The sequence below is a fragment of the Variovorax sp. J2P1-31 genome, assembly GCF_030317215.1.
Lineage (GTDB): Bacteria > Pseudomonadota > Gammaproteobacteria > Burkholderiales > Burkholderiaceae_C > Variovorax.
Window position 1 is genome coordinate 1,806,386 of record NZ_JASZYA010000001.1, and the last position, 17,336, is coordinate 1,823,721.

A 17,336-nucleotide genomic window follows, 5' to 3' on the forward strand; every position below is an offset into this window, starting at 1 on the left:
TGAAAAAGCGAGAGAAAAGTCCAGCAGACATGGCGCAAAGAGGCGTTTCGACAGCGCTACCTTAAATGTCGCCTCAGCGCCTCACAAGCCAAGAAACCATTGGATATGGTTTAAAACAACATTCGTCACAGTCGCCCGGAGGAGGGCGAAAGAAATGAATTCCAATGGCTTACAGAATTAGGGCGACTTGAGCGCAAAGCCAGGTCTTGACCTGACGGCGCGCCAGGTCACAACTGTTAATCAATCATTCAAAGCGCTGTGCAAGCGAAAGTTTGTACGTCCCACTCACGTCCCGCGATGGCTTTGCCATAATCGGACGGCAATTGCTACCAAAAACTGCACAACATGGGCGCCAATTCGACAGTCATCTTTGCGGACTTGACAGGGAGCACCCGAGTCTTCGAGGCGATGGGGAATGAGCGCGCCACCGACACGGTGACGCGCCTGACCCAGTGGATCGCGGGCGTCTGCGAGGCCCACAGCGGGCGGGTGGTGAAGATGCTGGGCGATGGCGTGCTGGCCATCTTTTCCGCCGCCGACGCGGCCACGGCCGCGGTGCTCGAGCTCCAGCGCAACCACCAGAAACGCCTGCAGGCCTGGCCCATCCAGCTGCGCATGGACCTGCAGATCGGCGTGGCCAACGGCGAAGTGCTGGAGGTCGACGGCGACTGCTATGGCGACGCGGTCAACCTCGCCTCGCGGCTCAGCGATCTGGCGGGGCCGGGCCAGATCTGGGCCACCGCGTCGGTGATCACCCAATTGCGCGAAGGCGAAGTCCGGCACCGCAGCCTGGGCCCGATCAACATCCGCGGCAAGAATGAAATGCCGATCGTGCACCGCATCGATTGGCAGGAAGAGCATTCGGAATTCCTCACCATGCCGGCCGCGCTGGCCCTCAGCGGCCGGGTGCAGGATTCCACCTTCGGACAGATCGAACTGTCGTGGCTGGATGTGCGCTCGATGTTCAGCGCGTCGCAATTGCCGATCCACCTGGGGCGGGTCGACGACGCGCAGTTCGTGGTCAACGACCCCCGCGTCTCCCGGCTGCATGCGCGGATCGAGGCGCGGCAGGGCGGCTGCGTGCTGGTCGACGTCAGCACCTACGGCACCTGGGTCCGCTTCCACGGCAGCGCGGGCGTGAGCGGCGAGATCTCTCTGCGCCGCGACGAATGCGTGCTGCACGGCAGCGGCGAGATCGGCCTCGGCGCGCCGCTGAGCGACTTCACCGCCCCCACCATCTCCTTCAACACCACCGGCGGGAACCTGCTGCTGTCGCGCCGCGACGCGCGCTGAGCCGCGGCCGGGCTACTGCCGGCAGATGCCGAGCACCACCTCCTGCTCGGTGCAGGTGCGCGCCGCCGGCACGACCCTCGCCGCGGGGCGCACGGCCACGCTGGCGCGGCTGGCGATGCAGGCCCGCAGCCGCCTCTCCATCGGCGCGAAGTAACGCCAGCCCTGGCCGAGGGTGGGCAGCGCGAGGCGCACCTGCTTCCACTTCGGATGACCCTTGGCCTGCAGCACGTCGAAGTTGGCGCACAGCGAGTCCGCGAAGTTGACCAGGTTCACCACCGTCGACTTCATGCCGTAGTCGTAGGTGACCAGGTAGGCCTTCACGGTCAGCGTCGGCACATCGGCGGTCAGCCAGCTCGCATAGTTCTCGGCCCGGATGGCGGACGGGAAGTAGGTCTTGCGGGCACGCGCCGATTCCGGCGCCGCCTCGTCGAACTTGAGCAGCTTGATGTACTTGCGCGCCTCGGGCTTCATCTCCGAGAACAGCTTGGCCGGCTGCCCGGCGACGATGATCGCGACGTCGATGGATTTGTCCACGGTGAGCTTGGCCAGGGCCTCCTCGTTGCTCAGGTACTGCCGGTTGGCCGTCGGCATGGGCGCCTCGAACATCAGCTGGTAGAGGGTCCGCGCCGTCAACGCCGTGCCGCTGCCCAGCGGGCCGACGCCGATCCGCTGGTCCTTGATCTGGTGGATGGCGTTGAGCGGCGAATCGGCGCGCACCACGAAGTAGATCTCCTCGTCGTAGAGCGGCATGACCAGGCGCAACGGCTGGATCAGGTTGCCGGCCTCGGCATTGCCGGCCCGGGCTTCGTCCAGGAAGGCCTGGTACACGTCGGACTGCACCAGCGCCAGCTTGACGCCGGGTTCGAAGCGCATGCGCTGCACGTTCTCCGCCGAGCCCTTGGACTCGAGCACCTCCAGCTCCAACCCGGCCGGCTCGGCCACCCAGGTGGCCAGGTCGCGGCCGATCTCGATGTAGGTGCCGGTCTTCGATGCGGTGACGATCTTGTACTTGGCCGGCGGCGCGGCCAGCGCCGCACTCATGCAGGCCATGAGCATCAGTCCTGCCGCGATGGTTTTCAGGGCCATGGGTCGCCTCTTTTCGTAATGACCGGAACGGAACGATCGCCAGGCCTTCGCAGACCTGCCGATGACGTGTGCCTCATGGCTCGCGGCACAGCGACAGCGCCGCCAGCGCCTCGCCGCATCGCTTCGGTGATTCGGTGCCGCCCGGCGCGTCGGCGGCCGGCGCGGCGCGCGGGACGACGGGGGGCTCCGGCGCCGCGACGACCGGCTCGGCACGCGCGCCCAGACCCAGCGCGGCGGCGATCGTTCGCGCCTCGTCATCGGCCCGCGCCGGCGGGCTCGCCTGCGGGAGCGCCGGCAGCGGTGGTGCTGGCTCCGGGTCCGGAACGGCTTCGTGATCGCGCTCGCCCGCGGCCGTGCCGGGGGCCGGCGACAACCCCGCCGAAACGAGCGCCGCCCCGGTCTTCGGCGCGGTGCCGGGCCTGAGAGAGAAGCCGTTCGCGTTCAGCAGCACCGCCGTCAGCGCCGCCAGGGCCGTGACGGCCGCCCCGGCGCCCAGCACACGGCGGGACAGCGAGGAGGGCAGGCGCAAGGGGCTCGCGTGGGACAGGGCCGAAGCCTGCTGCGGCAGTGCGGTGACGGAGGGCGCCTGCACCAGCGCCGGCGGGCCGGGTTGCAGGAACGGGCCGAGCGCGGGATGCGCGGCCTTGGGCTTGGCCGCGGCGATGGCCATCATGGCCTCCAGCACATGGTCGTTCGGCGTGTTCGCCGAGGCCTCCTCGAACCACGAGGCATCGGCAAGGCCGCCGTCGGCGGAAGGATCCTCACCACAGCTGGGGCACACCCGTGCGCTGGGGTTCAACGGCGTGGCGCAATGCACGCAGGACGCCAGTGATGTGTCCGACTTCGCCTGGGGGTTCATGGGGTTTCCTAAGACACGCTCCTTTTGTACACCTAAGTACTCATTTGAACAACACGAAAACCCTGGATACACCGACGATCGCGGCGCAGGTCGATCTCGGGCGGGGCGATGAGGGACGGAGCCAGTCGCTGGCGGGCGCGTTCAGGAACCGGCCGTCGACGCATCGCCGCGTCGCACGCGGCCGAAGCGGCCGTTTTGTCGAAAGCCTGGTGCGCTGAGCGGCCTGAAGCCGTGCGTCAGCCGCCCGGCGTCGCGCCCCTGATCCGGGGCTTCGCCGGCGGCTTGCCTTTGCCGCTGCGGGGCGCGGCATTGGCGGTCGCCACCAGGGCCATCGCCTGCGTCAGCAGCGCCCGGGTGGCGGCATGGGCCGTGGACTCGGCCGCCAGCGACGCCTGCAGGGCCTGGCCGCCGGTTTCCGCGCCGGCGAGCCGCGCCTGCAGCGCGGCGTGGGCGGTGCTCAGCGCGGCCGCCTGCTCATGCGCGGAGGCTGCCATCTGTTCCTGCGCACGCAGCGCCTCGACCGCGTGGTCGCGGGCCTGCGCGAGCTTCGCCTGCGCTTCCGTGGCACGTGCCGCCTCGCGCACGCCACGGGCCACGGCCTGGCGCGCTTCCTCGCGCGCCCGATCGATCTCGAGCAGCGCGCGGCGCTCGACCGCATCGTGGCGCTGCTGCGCTTCCGCCATCGTGGCGTCCTTCCGGGCCAGTTCGGCCGCGTGTTCCGCGTGCAGCGCCTCCTGCCGGCGCTGGGAGGTGGCGAGGGCTTCGCGCAGCGGCTCGACCTGGGCTTCCACGGCGGCCTGACGCTGCTGCGCCGCATCGAGCTGGCGCTGCAATCCGGCGACGGTGTCGTTGCCACGCAGGACCGATTCTTCGAGCGATGCCTGGGTCGACGCAAAGGCCTGCTCGCGGCGCTGGAACTCGGCCTCGGCCACCGTGAGCGCCTCCTCGCGGCGATCCAGGGCGCTGCGCTGCGCCTCGTGGGCCTGGCGCGCGAGCGCGCCGGCATCGCGGCAGGCGAGCGCCCACAGGGCCTGCGCCGCATCGGCAACCTCGGGCGGCAGGCGGTGGCCTGCGGCGCCTTCGGCCGGCGCCCCCACGCCCAGGCGCGCAGGCAGCGTGCGATACCAGGCATCGAGCATCGGGCTCACCGTGTTCGGCGAACCGCTGCCGATCTTCTGCCGCACGCGCTCGATGGTCGGCCGGTCGCCCGCCGCGATCAGCGCATCGGCCGCGGCCCACACATCGGCCTGCTGGACCCCCCTCGAACGCTTCTGCGTCATGGTTTCGCTCCTGGCTCAAAATAGCTCACGATTACTGAAACTTATCGTGACCTGTTAAATTTACACGTAAGATATCATACGTCACACATGCGATTTAATACGAATATGCACGAAAACAGGTCTGGAGGCCGACCATGGGCGATCTGATGGCCCTGAAAAAGCTGCCGGTGCTCGACCCGGGCGAGATCTCGTCGCTGACCGCGTCGGCCGTCCAGGAATTGCTGGAGGAGGGCGAGTCGGCCAACACCGTGGCGACCTACCGCTCCGCGCTGAAATACTGGGCCGCGTGGTTTTCGGTGCGCTACGGTCGGAAGCTCGAGCTGCCGGTCGCCGTGCCCGTGGTGATCCAGTTCCTGGTCGACCACCTCGAGCGCAGCACGCCCAGGGGCCTGGTCACGCAACTGCCGCCGGCGGCCGACCAGGCCCTGGTGGCAGGGCGCTACAAGGGCGCCCTGGGTCCGCTCGCGCTGGCCACGGTGACGCACCGCATCGCGGTGCTCAGCAAGGCCCATCAGACCGCCGGCATGCCGAATCCCTGCGCGACCGAAGCCGTGCGCGACCTGGTGGCCAAGAGCCGGCGCGCGTACGCCAAACGCGGCGTGGTGCAGCGCAAGCAGCGGGCGCTGACGAAGGAGCCGCTGCAGGCGCTGCTCGCCACCTGCGACGACAGCCTCAAGGGCTTGCGCGACCAGGCCTTGCTGCTGTTCGCCTGGTCCTCCGGCGGGCGCCGGCGCTCCGAGGTGGCGGCCGCGGACATGGCGCACCTGGAACGCATCGGCGAAGACACCTATGTCTACACGCTCGGCTTCTCGAAGACCAACCAGAGCGGCGCCGATCGAGCCGAGAACGCCAAGCCGATCGCGGGCAGGGCAGGGCAGGCGCTCACCGCCTGGCTCCAGGCCAGCGGCATCGGCGAGGGCCGGATCTTCCGGCAGGTGCGACGCGGCGGCCACCTCGGCGCGCCGCTGGCCGACGGGTCCGTGCGCGACATCGTCAAGGCGCGCTGCCTGGCGGCAGGGCTCGAGGGCGATTTCTCGGCCCATTCGCTGCGCGCCGGCTTCGTGACCGAGGCCGGACGCCAGCAGGTCCCGCTGGCCGACACCATGGCCATGACCGGGCACCGGGGCGTGGGGTCGGTGCTGGGGTACTTCCGGACGGAAGCGCTGGCGCAGGCGGCCGTCTCGAAACTGATCGACTGAAGGCCGTCCCGCCCGGATCTCAGGAGGTGCCGTCGACGACCGCCGCGCGCGCGGCGCGGAACGAGCGCATGTTGATGGCCGCGGCCGCCAGCGCCAGCAACGCGCCTGTCGCCGCGAGCCCGGCCCAGCCGGCCCGGTGGGCGCCGTAGGCCCCCAGGGCGGCGCCGGCCGAGCCCCCGAGGAAGTAGGCGCCCATGAAGACCGTGTTCAGCCGGCTGCGCGCCTCGGGCCGCAGCGCATAGACCCGGGTCTGGTTCGCCACCAGCCCCGCGCGGTTGCCGAAATCGAGCAGCACCATGCCGGCGATCAACCAGCCCAGGCCGCGCCCGCCGGCCGCGATGAACGCGAAGCCGAGGGCCAGCGCGAGCGCACCCGCCAGGAGCAGGGCGCGCGCATCGAGCCGATCGGCGAGGGCGCCGATGCGCGGCGACGCAGCGATGCCCAGCAGCGCCACCAGCCCGAACGCGCCGATGGCGGCGGGGCCGAAGCCGTAAGGCGGCTGCGCCAGCAGCGCGGCGAGCGTGGCCCACAGCGCGCTGAAGGCGGCGAACATCATGAAGGCGGTGGCGGCCGAGAGGCGCAGCACGCGCTCCTCCCGCACCAGCCGGCCCAGCGAGCGGAGCAGCGCGCCGTAGCCGAGGCTCGTCAGGGTCGAGACCGCGGGCAGCTTCCGCGCGACGATCGCCCACAGCCCCAGGTCGACCAGCGCGGCGGCGAGGAACACGGTGCGCCAGCCCGTGGCCGCGCCGACGAAGCCGCTCGCCGTGCGCGCCAGCAGCAGGCCGGCGGACAGGCCGCCCAGCAGGATGCCCGCGGTGCGGCCACGCAGGGCCGGCGGCGCCAGGCCCGAAACGGTGGGAATGATGATCTGCGCGGTGATGGCCGTCACCCCGACGGCGAAGCTGGCGGCGCACAGCAGCGCGAAGCTGGGCGCCGCCGCACAGGCGAGCAGCGCGACCGCGTTCGCGGCGACGGCCAGCGACGCGAGCTTGCGCGGCTGCTGGCGGTCCGCCAGCGGCACGATCAGCAACAGGCCGATCGCGTAGCCGAGTTGCGTCAGCGTCGCGATCAGGCTGGCCTGCGTGGGCGGGACGCCGAACGAAGAGGCGATCCGGGGCAGCAGCGGCTGGTGGTAGTAGATGGTCGACACCGCGAGCGCGCAGCTCAGCGCCATCAGCGAAACCAGGCGGCCGGAGAGCCCGGCCGCACCGTCGGAGGAGGGCGTCATGCGCGGCCCGCTCAAGCGCTGGGCAGCGCCTGGAGGAGCGCGCGGGTGTCCACGATGCTGTGGGCATAGGTGGGACCGTTGAGCGCGTGCGCGGCGTGCATCATTTCGCGCTGGAACGCGGCGGTGGCGTCCTTCACGAGCGTCACGTGGTAGCCCAGCTCCTGCGCGTAGCGCGCGGTGGTCTCGACGCAGGTGTTGGCCAGCAGGCCCACCAGGATCACATGCGAGATGCCATGCTGCTTCAGCTGGAAATCGAGGTCGGTGTTCGCGAAGCCGCTGGAGGCCCAGTGCTCGTGCACCACGATGTCGCCGGCTTGGGGGCCGAACTCGGGGTGCCATTCGCCGCCCCAGCTGTCCTTGGCAAAGGTCTTGCGGGTCATCAGCAGGCGCTGCGTGGGGCTGGGATGGCACCAGCATTCGTAGTCGCCGGGCTGCCAGCGCCGGTGCGGCACGATCACCTTCTGGATGCCGGCCTTGCGGGTCGCGCCCTGGATCGCGCGCAGGTTGTCCAGCAGGTGCACTTCCTCCGCGATCGGCTGGATCGCGGGCCAGAGCTTGCCGCCTTCGGACAGGAAATCGTTGTAGGGGTCGACGAAGAGAAGCGCGGTCTTGCGCGCGTCGTAGCGTGGGGTGTCCATGGTGGAATTCCTTTCTCGGTGGATGAAGAGCCAGTCGCCTGGCTCGGCCGTGTCGGGAATTTAGGCTTCGGGCTGCCATGGAAAAAGAGAGCGCGCGCAGACGCAGCGTCTCGATCCATCGCACAGTGGCCGCGGGCCGGACGCTAGGGCCGCACCCTCGGCGCCTTCAGCGTGCGCGCGCAAAGGTCGGCGACCCAGTCGATGAACACCCGCAGCTTGACGCTCACATGCCGATGGGGCGGATAGACCACGTACAACGGCCAGGCGCCAGCCGACCATTCCGGCAGCACGGCCGTCAGGGTGCCCGCCGCCAGGTGCGGCGCCGCCATGAACGGGGCGGTGCGCGCGATGCCCAGGCCCGCCAGCCCGGCGGCCAGCATCGCACCGGAGTCGTTCACCGCGACGCTCGACCGCGCATGGACCTCGTACTGCTCCGCGCCCCGCTGCAGCACATAGGTCAGGCGTTCCGAGCCATGCGAGAAGTAGCTGATCGCATGGTGGCGATCGCTCTCGAGGTCCGACGGATGCTGCGGCACGCCGTGCCGGGCCAGATAGGCGGGCGACGCGCACACGATGCGGTCGATCTCGGCGATGCGTCGGGCCACGAGCGAGGGGTCGGCAATCTCTCCCGCACGGAGCACGCAATCCACGTTCTCGCCGATCAGGTCGATGGGCTTGTCGCTCACGCCGACGTCGACGTGGATGTCCGGGTAGCGCGCACAGAAATCGGGCAGCGCCGGGATGAGGATCAGGCTGGCGATCGCCGACGGTGCGTCGACCCGCAACCTCCCGCGCGGCGCGGCTTTGGCGCGCGACAGGCTCGACTCGAGTTCATCGAGTTCGTCGAGCAGGCGCACCGCGCGCTCGTAGTAGGCCGCGCCGTCCGCGGTGACCGTGACCCGTCGCGTGGTGCGGTTGAGCAGTTGCGTCTTGAGCTCTTTTTCCAGCAGCAGCACCAGGCGGCTCATCTGGCCTTTGGGCACACCCACCGAATCCGCAGCCTTGGTGAAGTTGCCGGCTTCGACGACGCGCACGAAGGCCCGCATCGCGCTGAACTTGTCCATGGTCGGTCCTTTGTGCCTCTCTCCGCGCCGGCCGGCCGGGCAGGGGGCGGATCGGAATTATCCGCTCGACGGACCGGGCGTCCGCACGGTTTCCTGGACGCCTTGCCAGCTCGCGGACACGGGCTCGCCCGTCGCCTGCGCAGCGCTGCTGCGGGCACGGCCGCGCAGCGCCGCACGCCGCTTGCGCGCCCAGATCATCACGCCGGTCACGCTGAGCATGGCCACCCCCAGGCCCAGCGCGCTCATCGCCACCCGGCCGGCCGTGCCGGCAATGCGGCCGGTGTGCAGCGGCAGTTGGGCCTGCAGGAACAGGTCGCCCGCGGTGCCCGTGCCCGGCACGCGGTCGCCCAGGTAGGCGCCGGTCTGGGCATCCAGATAGAGCCATGGATTGCCCAGCCCCCAGCTCGCATGGTCGTCGCCGGGCTCGAAGAAGTTCACGCCATAGAGACGGTAGGGCGCGCTGTAGAACACGGCGCCCGCGGGGGCCGACCAACCGCGCCGGACCGCTTCCTGCCGGGCCAGCGCCAGCGCCTCTTCGCGGCGGATGCCCGGCTCGACGAAGCGCGCCACGGGCACGGGTGCACGCAGGGCGAAGATGTCGGGCGTCAGGGTCGACACGCGTTCGACCAGCGGACGCACCACCTCGCGGCGCAGGTTCATGCTGACCGAGGTGATCGCCACGGTCAGCAGCAGCGCCCACGCCCAGAGGCCCCCGGCGCGGTGCAGGTCGAAGGTGCGCTTGTGCCCGCCCTGGCGCCATCGGAAGCTGAAGGACTTGCGCCACGATTTGCGCCAGGCGCGCCGGCCCGGCAGCGAGATGCACAGCGCGAGGAAGCAGTCCAGCACCCAGACCATGGAGACCATGCCCATGAACCAGGTGCCGAGCTCCAGCGCCCCCGCATTGGGGATGTGCAGGCTGTAGTGCAGCTTGTAGAGGAAGGGCATCAGGTTCTCGCGCGACAGCGAGACCGCACCCCACAATCGCGTGCCCTGCACTTCGCCGGTGTAGGGGTTGAGCGTGACCTGGTTGAAGCCCAGCACATGGGGCTGGCCGGTGGCCGGATCGACGCGCGGCACCACCGACACGCCCAGCGCGTGGCCGTCCTCGACCTCCAGCGGCGCGAAGGCCACGCGCAGGCGCGGGTCGGCCGCCTCCAGGCCGTCGACCAGTTCCAGCGCGCCGCGCTTGCGCGCCTCGGGCGAAGGCGCGGGCGCATCGAAGAGCTGCGGATTCAGCCATTCGTCGAGTTCGTGGTCCCAGGAGATCACCGCGCCGGTGAGCCCGGCCACGAACAGGAAGGCGGCCATGAACAGGCCGGCCCAGCGGTGCAGCCGCGTCATCCAGGCGCGCATGCCGGCTTACCAGCGGTAGGTGCCGCTGAGCAGCACGCTGCGCACCGGACCGTAGTAGCAGGCGCTGAGGGGTGAACCACCGCAGGGGTTGGCCACGTAGAGCTTGTCGAACAGGTTGTTCACCTTGAGCTGGAAGCGCCAGTTCGCGTTCGGCTCGTAGCCCAGCGCCAGGTCGTACACGGTGTAGGCCGGCGTCTTGGCCTGGAAGGAATAGGCATTGTCCGGTGCGGTGGGCGATGCGCCGTAGTCGATGGTGCGGCCCATGTAGCGTGCGCCGCCGCCGATGGTCACGCCGCGCAGGGTGCTGTCGGCAAAGCGGTAGTGGGCCCAGATCGACGCCATGTTGCTGGGCGAGGTGGTGCCCCAGGCGTCGCGCGGCCGGGTGCCGGTTTCACCCAGGATGTTGCTGCGCGTCACCGCCGCGTCCATGTAGGTGTAGCTGGCCATCACGGTCAGTTGGCGCGTGACTTCCCACACGCCCTCCAGCTCCAGCCCGCGGGAACGCACTGCGCCGGTCTGTACCGAGTAGCGGCTGTCGCTCGGGTCCTGCGTCAGCACGTTGCGCTGGCGGATGTCGTAGACCGAGGCGGTGAACATGCTGCGGCTGTGGTCCGGCTGGTAGCGCACGCCGGCCTCCACGCTCTTGCCTTCGGTGGGATCGAAGGGCGCGCCCGATTTGCTGGCCTGTGCCGTCGGCTGGAAGGATTCGGCATAGTTTACGAACGGCGTCCAGCCGTTGCCCGCCTTGTAGAGCGCGCCCGCCTGGAAGGTGGTCGCGCCGTTCTTCTGGCGCAGCGCCAGCGTGCCCAGCGGGTCGGTGGTGTCGGTACGGGCCCAGTCGTGGCGGATGCCGCCGCGCACGATCCAGCGCTCGCCCAGGTTGATGCGGTCCTGCAGGTAGACGCCGGTCTGGCGGGCCTTCACGTCGCGCGACCAGGGATCGGTGGGCTCGCTGATCGGCTGGCCGTACTGCGGGTTGCGGATGTCCAGCAGCGGGGCATTGCCCGAGAGCTGGCGGTCGGTGTAGCGGGTCAGGCTGCTGTCGAGGCCGGCCAGCAGGCGGTGCTGCAGGCCGCCGGCCTGCCAGTTCCAGGCCAGCTGGTTGTCGATCGCGTACACGTCCGAATCCAGGCGGCCGCGGTTGGCATCGCGGAACAGCAGGTAGCCGTTGTCGTCGATCTGGCCGCGGGTGTTGATCAGGCCCCGGCCGCGCACATAGGCCGCGTCGTAGTCCATGTGCTCGACGCGCAGGCTCTGGCGGAACACGGCGCCGTTGTCGAGCCTGCGCTCGAACAGGCTGGCGACCGAATACTGCTCGCGCTTGAACTGGTTGAAGTCGGGCTCGCCGGGATAGAAGCCCGGCTGGATCCGGCCCCAGGGGCCGGGGTTGAGCGTGCCGGCGCGCGGATACCACAGGCCCCAGGCCGCACGGTCCTTCTGGTAGTTGGCCAGCACGGTGAGCGAGGTGTCGGCATCGGGCCTCCAGGTGATGGCCGGCGCGATGTAGACGTGATCGTCGGGCGCGAAATTCATCTGCGTGTTGCTGTCGCGCAGGTTGCCGGTCAGGCGGTACGAGAGCGTTTCGCTGCCGGCCAGCGGGCCGCCGAGGTCGAACTGCGCCTGCTTGCGGTCGTGCGAACCGAAGCCGATCGAAAGCTCGTGCAGCGGCTCGCTCGTGGGGCGCTTGGTCACGTTGTTGATCAGGCCGCCGGGCGCGTTCTGGCCATACAGCACCGAGGTCGGTCCCTTGAGCACTTCGATGCGTTCCAGCCCGTAGGGGTCGATGCGCATGCCGATCTTGCTGCCCGAGGCCCGCAGGCCGTCGCGGTACATGCCGAACACCGACTGGTTGAAGCCGCGCACGGTGATCCAGTCGTAGCGCGGGTCCTCGCCGTAGGCCGAGGTGTTGACGCCCGCCACGTAGCGCAGGGCGTCGGTCACGGTCTGCGCGCCCTGGTCGTCCATCTGGTCGCGGGTCACGACCGAGATCGACTGCGGGGTTTCGTTGAGCGCTGCGTCGTCCTTGGCGGCCGACATCGCGCGCCGAGCGGCGTAGCCGTACACCGGGCCCCAGGGCGTTTCGCGGTTCGAGGCCGTCACCAGCACCTCCGACAGGGTGGCCGTGCCGCTGGGCGCGGTTCTGATGACCAGCATGTTCGCATCGCGCACCGCGACCAGGCCGGTGCCGGCCAACAGGCGGTCGATGGCCTGCTGCAGCGTGAAGGTGCCCTGCAGGGCCGCGGCGGACTTGCCCGCCACCAGCGCGGGCTGCACCATCAATTCCAGTTTCGACTGGCGCGCCAGTTCGTTGAGCGCTTGGCCCAGCGGCTGGGCCGCAAGACGCAGCTGCAGCACCGCAGGGGCGGCTGTCTGGGCATGGGCGAGCAACGGCAGCGCACTTGCGGCACCGAAAGCCAGTGCCAGCGAGAGCGTCAGGGGCGCGGGTTGCAGAAAAGGGCGAGGCATGAACACGTACTCCAAGAGAAGAAATGGGAATCCTTCTCATGTAGACGGGCTACCCGGCACGGGCCCTACCTTCCGCGCGCAAATAAATTCAGGAAAGTTTCGATGCAGGACCGCGCTCAGCGCCCGACCACCAGCCACGGCCCCGCTGACGTGGACGCCGCCGTCCCGGCCTTCGCCATCGGATCGGGCACCAGACGCACGGGCAGCACCTGCGGCAGCGCGCGCACGAAGTTCTCCAGGTGCAGCGGATCGAAGGTGCCGGTGAGGCGCAAGGCGGCCACCGCCGGGTCCTGCACCCGCAAACGCGTGGCGCCATAGCGCTCGAACTCGGCCAGGGCCTGGTCGAGCGGCGTGTTGTCGAAACTCACGCGGTTGTCACGCCAGGGAGCAATGCCGGTCGCCGGCACGGCGCTGACGGCACCCAGGCCGCCGTGGGCGTCGCTGGCGATCTGCTCGCCGGCAGTCAGTTCCACCCCTTGCTTCGCCGATCCTTCAGGCGAAGCGACGGGCTCGATCGGTTCGACCCGCACCCGGCCTTCCTCCACCGCCACCCGCACGTCGGACCGACCGGGGGTGCCGGCGGTGTAGCGCACGGAGAAGCGCGTGCCGACGACGGTGATGCGCAAGGGCCCGGCCAGCACCTGGAAAGGGCGACTGGCATCGTGCGTGACCTGGAACACCACTTGGCCTTCGGACAGCCGCACCTCGCGGCGCTGGCGGTACAGCGTCACATCGGTTTGGGTCAAGGTGTCGAGCCGCATCATCGAGCCGTCGGGCAGTTGCACACGGCTTTGCTGTCCGCGCGCGGTCACGTGCTCCGCGCTGTAGAGAGGCTGACGTTGCCAGGAAGCCCAGCCGCCATAGCCGCCGGCCAGCATCAGCAGCACCAGCGCAGGCGCGGCCCAGCGCAAGGGCCGCGCGGCGCGGCCTGGCGCGGAAGGCTTGCCGCCCAGCAGCCCCTTCGCCCACTGGCGCCAGCCGCCGCGGCGGGCAGTAGAAGACCGGGGGAGGGCAGGACTGGACGCCGGCGGCGCGACCAGCAAATCTGACGCCCCGAGCGCCTGCAGGTCCTTTGCCAACTGCGCGTTGAGCGCCGCCAAGCCATCGGCGGGCAGCTGGTCGAGCGTGTCCCAGCTGGCCTGCCACCGTGCATAGGCGGCCCGGTGCGCCTCGTCGCTGGCGAGCCACGCGCGGTGTTGCGCCTGCTCTTCGCGGGACAGTCCCCGTTGCTGGCGCACAAACCAGTCCAGCGCCTGCTCGTCCGACAGAGAGGCCGTGGGGGGCGGGGGCGACAGGTGGCTCATGGTGAAAAGGGCGCTCCTCCCTCGGTAGACGAACGAAACGCGTTCGACCCTACCTCCGGCAGATGAAAATAAAGGCGCGCCTTCATGGCCGGCCCCCGGGCGATACATCGCGGGCGCCGGGCGGCGAGCTTGCCGTCTCCTGCTGCGCCAGGCAGCCGCGGCAGGCTTGCAGACCCATCTTGATGTGTTTCTCGACCATCTTGACCGAGATCCCCATCTGCTCGGCGACCTCGGCGTGTGACAGGCCCTCGAACTTGTGCAGCATGAAGGCCTGGCGACAACGCACCGGCAGCCCGCCGATGGTGGCCAGGAGCGCCTGCACGCTCTGCTGCGATGCCACCGCCACCTCGGGCTCGAACGCCGCGGGCGCCGCCAGACGGCTCAGGGCATCGCCGTCATCATCGTCGCCCTCTTGCGGCACCTCGCCGTGCACGGCACGGCGCACCTGGCTGTGGCGATGGCGATCGATCAGCAGGTTGCGCGCGGTGCGATAGAGCAGGGCGCGCGGGTCGGTGATGTCTTCGCCATTCTTCTGCGCCGCCAACACCCTGGCATAGCTCTCCTGCGCCAGGTCCGCTGCCGTGTGATGGTCGTTGACCGAGCGCCCCAAAAAATGGAGCAGTTCGCGGTAGTAGCGGGTGAACACGGGACGAGATCGAGCAGAACGCGGGGCAGGGGAGGGCCGTCAGGGGAGGCGCTCTTCCGAAAGGGCGCGGCCGGTATTGTGTGGCAAATGCTTATTGTTCTCATCGTGCCGCCGAATCCCGCCGGCGCCCCATGACCCAGGGGGCGCATCGAAGAGGCCTGGCGCGCCGCTGCGCCGGACGTTCGAATCTCACTTTGCGCTGGCGCAAGAACGGTTTGTCGGAGGGTCGGCGCCGCCTACGGCCATTTCCTGCGCAGCATGGCCCTGAGCACGAGATAACCCGCCGCCCAGGCCGCCGCGGGGTCCGAGAAGGGTTCGCTGAAACGCTGCGGCGTGTAGGTCAGGAGTTCGTCCGCGGACTCCTCCTCGTGCAGCAGGATCCAATGAAACTCGCCGAGCTCCAGTTCCTTCACGGCCAATGCGCTGGAGATGCCCGATGTCATCGCTGTCCTTTCCGTAAAGAGCCCAGTCTGACGCCGAGGCCCGACGGGCCTCAAGGCAGATGTTCACACTTGTTAACCCATTCGCACGATGGCGCACATGACTTGGGCAGATCGCGCATTCCGACACACATGGCTTGCGCCCACAGCGCTCGACATGGGGCAGGGCGATCGCCGAACCGCTCGCCGCCGGTCGGGTTCTCAACCCGCGAGCGCGGCTTCGATCGCGGCGATGTCGATCTTCTTCATGGTCATCATGGCGTCGAAAGCCCGCTTGGACGCCGCGCGATCCGGATTCGCGAGCGACGCCGTCAGGATCCTGGGAGTGATCTGCCAGGACAGGCCCCAGCGGTCCCGGCACCAGCCGCACTCGCTCTCCTGGCCGCCATTGCCGACGATGGCGTTCCACAGGCGGTCCGTCTCGGCCTGGTCGTCGGTCGCGATCTGGAAAGAGAAGGCCTCGCTGTGCTTGAACTGCGGGCCGCCGTTCAAGCCGATGCAAGGGATGCCGGCGACGGTGAACTCGACCACCAGCACATCGCCTTGCTGGCCCGAGGGATAGTCGCCCGGCGCGCGATGGACCGCACCGACACGGCTGTCGGGAAAGGTCTGCGCATAGAACCGCGCCGCCTCCTCGGCGGTGCCGTCGTACCAAAGACAGATCGTGTTCTTGGCGGTCATGGTGTCTCCTGAGTTCAGTGAGCCGCAGGCTCGCAGCGGGCGGACAAGCTACTGCGCGCCCGACGGCCTGTCAACGTACGGCCGAGGCGCACATCCCATGGCGCGGAGGAGGGCGATCGGCCGCTGCCCGGCGCCAGGACGCGAGAAAATCGAGGAACGGATCGATCGCGCCGATAGCCAGGCGCCGCGCGTGTGACCTGAGTCCAGGACGCGCAATCGGGGAACTGCACCTGCTGCAGCGAAACCCGCATGGCCTACCCGTACTTTTTTGATGACGAATGCGCTGGTGGATGAACCAGCGTGAACCGAGGTTTTGATTTGAGAACGAAGAGAGCTGCCCGGCGGCGTGGCGATGTCACGCGGCTCATGCGCAGAAGCATGCTTGGCGTCGTGTTGGCGGTGGTTGCCGCGGTCCAGGTTCCGGGTTGCAGCCTGGAACCTTCGGCCACACCCCCATCGGTTTCCGTGGAATCGCCGGCCCGCTCACGGGCCGCCGTCGAAGGTTTCGCACAGTGCCCGCAGCACTTTCCCGGCCCGGCCCCGACGGTCGCGTGGCCCGGCCGCCAGCGGGCCTTGTGTTTCGACGGCTTCGCCGCCCTGTACTCGGGCGAGAGCAAGACGCCGCTCTACACCGTCCAGAAGCTCACGCGCGCCAGCGTCGAAGCCGCGAAAGGCCTCAAGCGCGTGGACCGTTTCTATCCCGAGGCGCGACTGCCCGCGGCCGACCGTGCGCAACTCGCCGACTACGCCGGCAGCGGCTACGACCGCGGCCATCTTTCGCCGGCCGGCGACATGCCCAGCGTGACGGCCAAGGCGCAATCCTTCTCGCTGGCGAACATGGTGCCGCAGGCGCCCCAGCTCAACCAGGGCGCCTGGAACCAGATCGAGCAGTCGACGCGCAAGTACGCGGCGCGCGCGAACGGCGCCGTCTTCGTGTTCACCGGGCCCAGTTTCGATCGGCAGCCGGCCACGATCGGCCCGGGCAATGTCTGGGTCCCGAGCCATACCTGGAAGGTGGTCTACAGCAGCGGCGATGGACGGGCCTGGGCCTACTGGACGGTCAACCGCGGCGGCACGCACAGCCTGCAGCCCATCGGTTATCGGGAGTTCGAGCAGCGCTCCGGGCTGGCCTTGCTGCCGGAGGCGATGCACTAGGACGCGGCCGGGGCCCGGTGTGGAAGGGTCGTGGGGCTTCGAATCCGATCCTCGATCCCCAGGGGACCGGGGAGCACCGTCCTTACGCCTCAGTTATTTAACATAATATACATTGTATTTTTTCCATAGAGATCGCACGGCCGCTTGGCCACGCACGCCCCAATCACGCATTTTGAGATGCCTCCCGCAGTCATTCAGGAGTCGCAATCCACGTTCATGCTTGCGCCTTTTTAAGGTTCCGTTTCAGCATGGAAAGCGCCCGGCGCGCCATCGTCCTGTTCACGGTGATCGCCTGCACGTCGATGGGGTGCACCGCAGTTCCGACGGCTGCATTCACGACGTCGCCAACCGTCCCAGGATCGACCATCGGTCCCGCTGGAAACGACGCCGTTGCCGCAGACGCCGCCGAGCCGCCCCGAACCGTTCTCAGGGTGCTGGTGGGCGTCGATGGCGCCCCACAAAAAGTCGAGCTCAAGTCGTCCAGCGGCCAGGAGCGCTTCGACAAGGCATCGATCGATGCGGCGAGCGGGTGGAGATACGTTCCGGGCAAACGCAATGGCGTGCCGGAGGCGATGTGGATGGACATTCCGGTCACGTTCCGATCCCGCGCTGCGGGGAACGGCCCGTAGCGCGCGCGGGCTCGC

17 protein-coding genes are annotated in these 17,336 nt (G+C 69.1%); 5 read left to right on the top strand and 12 right to left on the bottom strand.

The annotated features are described in order from the left end of the window. Positions 1-345: 345 nt before the first annotated feature. Positions 346-1,293, top strand: a complete 948-nt coding sequence (locus QTI20_RS08385; protein WP_183026941.1) for an adenylate/guanylate cyclase domain-containing protein — start codon at positions 346-348, stop codon at positions 1,291-1,293. A gap of 12 nt (positions 1,294-1,305) precedes the next feature. Here the strand turns inward: QTI20_RS08385 and QTI20_RS08390 are convergent, their stop codons facing one another. Then, complete coding sequence (locus QTI20_RS08390) at positions 1,306-2,379, bottom strand: TAXI family TRAP transporter solute-binding subunit (protein WP_286548502.1); 1,074 nt, start codon at positions 2,377-2,379, stop codon at positions 1,306-1,308. 73 nt (positions 2,380-2,452) lie between these two features. After that, positions 2,453-3,238, bottom strand: a complete 786-nt coding sequence (locus tag QTI20_RS08395; protein ID WP_286548501.1) for a hypothetical protein — start codon at positions 3,236-3,238, stop codon at positions 2,453-2,455. 44 nt (positions 3,239-3,282) lie between these two features. Here QTI20_RS08395 and QTI20_RS08400 point away from each other — a divergent pair, with 44 nt between their 5' ends. After that, positions 3,283-3,456 (top strand): hypothetical protein, encoded by a 174-nt coding sequence (locus QTI20_RS08400; protein WP_286548499.1) that lies wholly within the window; start codon positions 3,283-3,285, stop codon positions 3,454-3,456. Between the two features lie 18 nt (positions 3,457-3,474). On the opposite strand, the gene QTI20_RS08405 is transcribed toward QTI20_RS08400, so the two are convergent. Further along, positions 3,475-4,518 carry a DNA-binding protein gene (locus QTI20_RS08405; protein WP_286548497.1) on the bottom strand — a complete coding sequence of 348 codons (1,044 nt, stop codon included), beginning with the start codon at positions 4,516-4,518 and terminating at the stop codon, positions 3,475-3,477. Between the two features lie 146 nt (positions 4,519-4,664). Between QTI20_RS08405 and QTI20_RS08410 the strand changes: the two genes are divergently transcribed. Next, positions 4,665-5,717, top strand: a complete 1,053-nt coding sequence (locus QTI20_RS08410; RefSeq protein WP_286574174.1) for a site-specific integrase — start codon at positions 4,665-4,667, stop codon at positions 5,715-5,717. 19 nt (positions 5,718-5,736) lie between these two features. On the opposite strand, the gene QTI20_RS08415 is transcribed toward QTI20_RS08410, so the two are convergent. The 9 genes from QTI20_RS08415 to QTI20_RS08455 form a co-directional block, all read right to left on the bottom strand. After that, a complete protein-coding gene (locus QTI20_RS08415) occupies positions 5,737-6,945 on the bottom strand; it encodes an MFS transporter (protein ID WP_286548493.1) in 1,209 nt (402 codons plus the stop codon). 11 nt (positions 6,946-6,956) lie between these two features. Further along, positions 6,957-7,583, bottom strand: coding sequence for a cysteine hydrolase family protein (locus tag QTI20_RS08420; protein WP_286548492.1), 627 nt, complete (start codon positions 7,581-7,583; stop codon positions 6,957-6,959). A 143-nt stretch (positions 7,584-7,726) separates the two neighbouring features. Then, on the bottom strand, positions 7,727-8,647 hold the full coding sequence (locus tag QTI20_RS08425) for a LysR family transcriptional regulator (RefSeq protein ID WP_286548491.1): 921 nt from the start codon (positions 8,645-8,647) through the stop codon (positions 7,727-7,729). Positions 8,648-8,704: 57 nt separating this feature from the next. Continuing rightward, a complete protein-coding gene (locus QTI20_RS08430; RefSeq protein WP_286548489.1) occupies positions 8,705-10,000 on the bottom strand; it encodes a PepSY-associated TM helix domain-containing protein in 1,296 nt (431 codons plus the stop codon). Positions 10,001-10,006: 6 nt separating this feature from the next. After that, positions 10,007-12,466 (bottom strand): TonB-dependent siderophore receptor, encoded by a 2,460-nt coding sequence (locus tag QTI20_RS08435; protein WP_286548487.1) that lies wholly within the window; start codon positions 12,464-12,466, stop codon positions 10,007-10,009. Positions 12,467-12,582: 116 nt separating this feature from the next. After that, positions 12,583-13,770 (bottom strand): FecR family protein, encoded by a 1,188-nt coding sequence (locus tag QTI20_RS08440; RefSeq protein WP_286548486.1) that lies wholly within the window; start codon positions 13,768-13,770, stop codon positions 12,583-12,585. A gap of 82 nt (positions 13,771-13,852) precedes the next feature. Next, a complete protein-coding gene (locus QTI20_RS08445; RefSeq protein ID WP_286548485.1) occupies positions 13,853-14,416 on the bottom strand; it encodes an RNA polymerase sigma factor in 564 nt (187 codons plus the stop codon). Between the two features lie 236 nt (positions 14,417-14,652). Then, complete coding sequence (locus QTI20_RS08450; protein ID WP_183026949.1) at positions 14,653-14,859, bottom strand: hypothetical protein; 207 nt, start codon at positions 14,857-14,859, stop codon at positions 14,653-14,655. Positions 14,860-15,057: 198 nt separating this feature from the next. Then, complete coding sequence (locus tag QTI20_RS08455; protein WP_183026950.1) at positions 15,058-15,537, bottom strand: VOC family protein; 480 nt, start codon at positions 15,535-15,537, stop codon at positions 15,058-15,060. Between the two features lie 378 nt (positions 15,538-15,915). Between QTI20_RS08455 and QTI20_RS08460 the strand changes: the two genes are divergently transcribed. Further along, positions 15,916-16,692: a DNA/RNA non-specific endonuclease gene (locus QTI20_RS08460; protein ID WP_286548484.1), complete on the top strand. Its 777-nt coding sequence runs from the start codon at positions 15,916-15,918 to the stop codon at positions 16,690-16,692. Positions 16,693-16,994: 302 nt separating this feature from the next. Continuing rightward, positions 16,995-17,321: an energy transducer TonB gene (locus QTI20_RS08465; protein ID WP_286550965.1), complete on the top strand. Its 327-nt coding sequence runs from the start codon at positions 16,995-16,997 to the stop codon at positions 17,319-17,321. Positions 17,322-17,336: the final 15 nt, after the last annotated feature.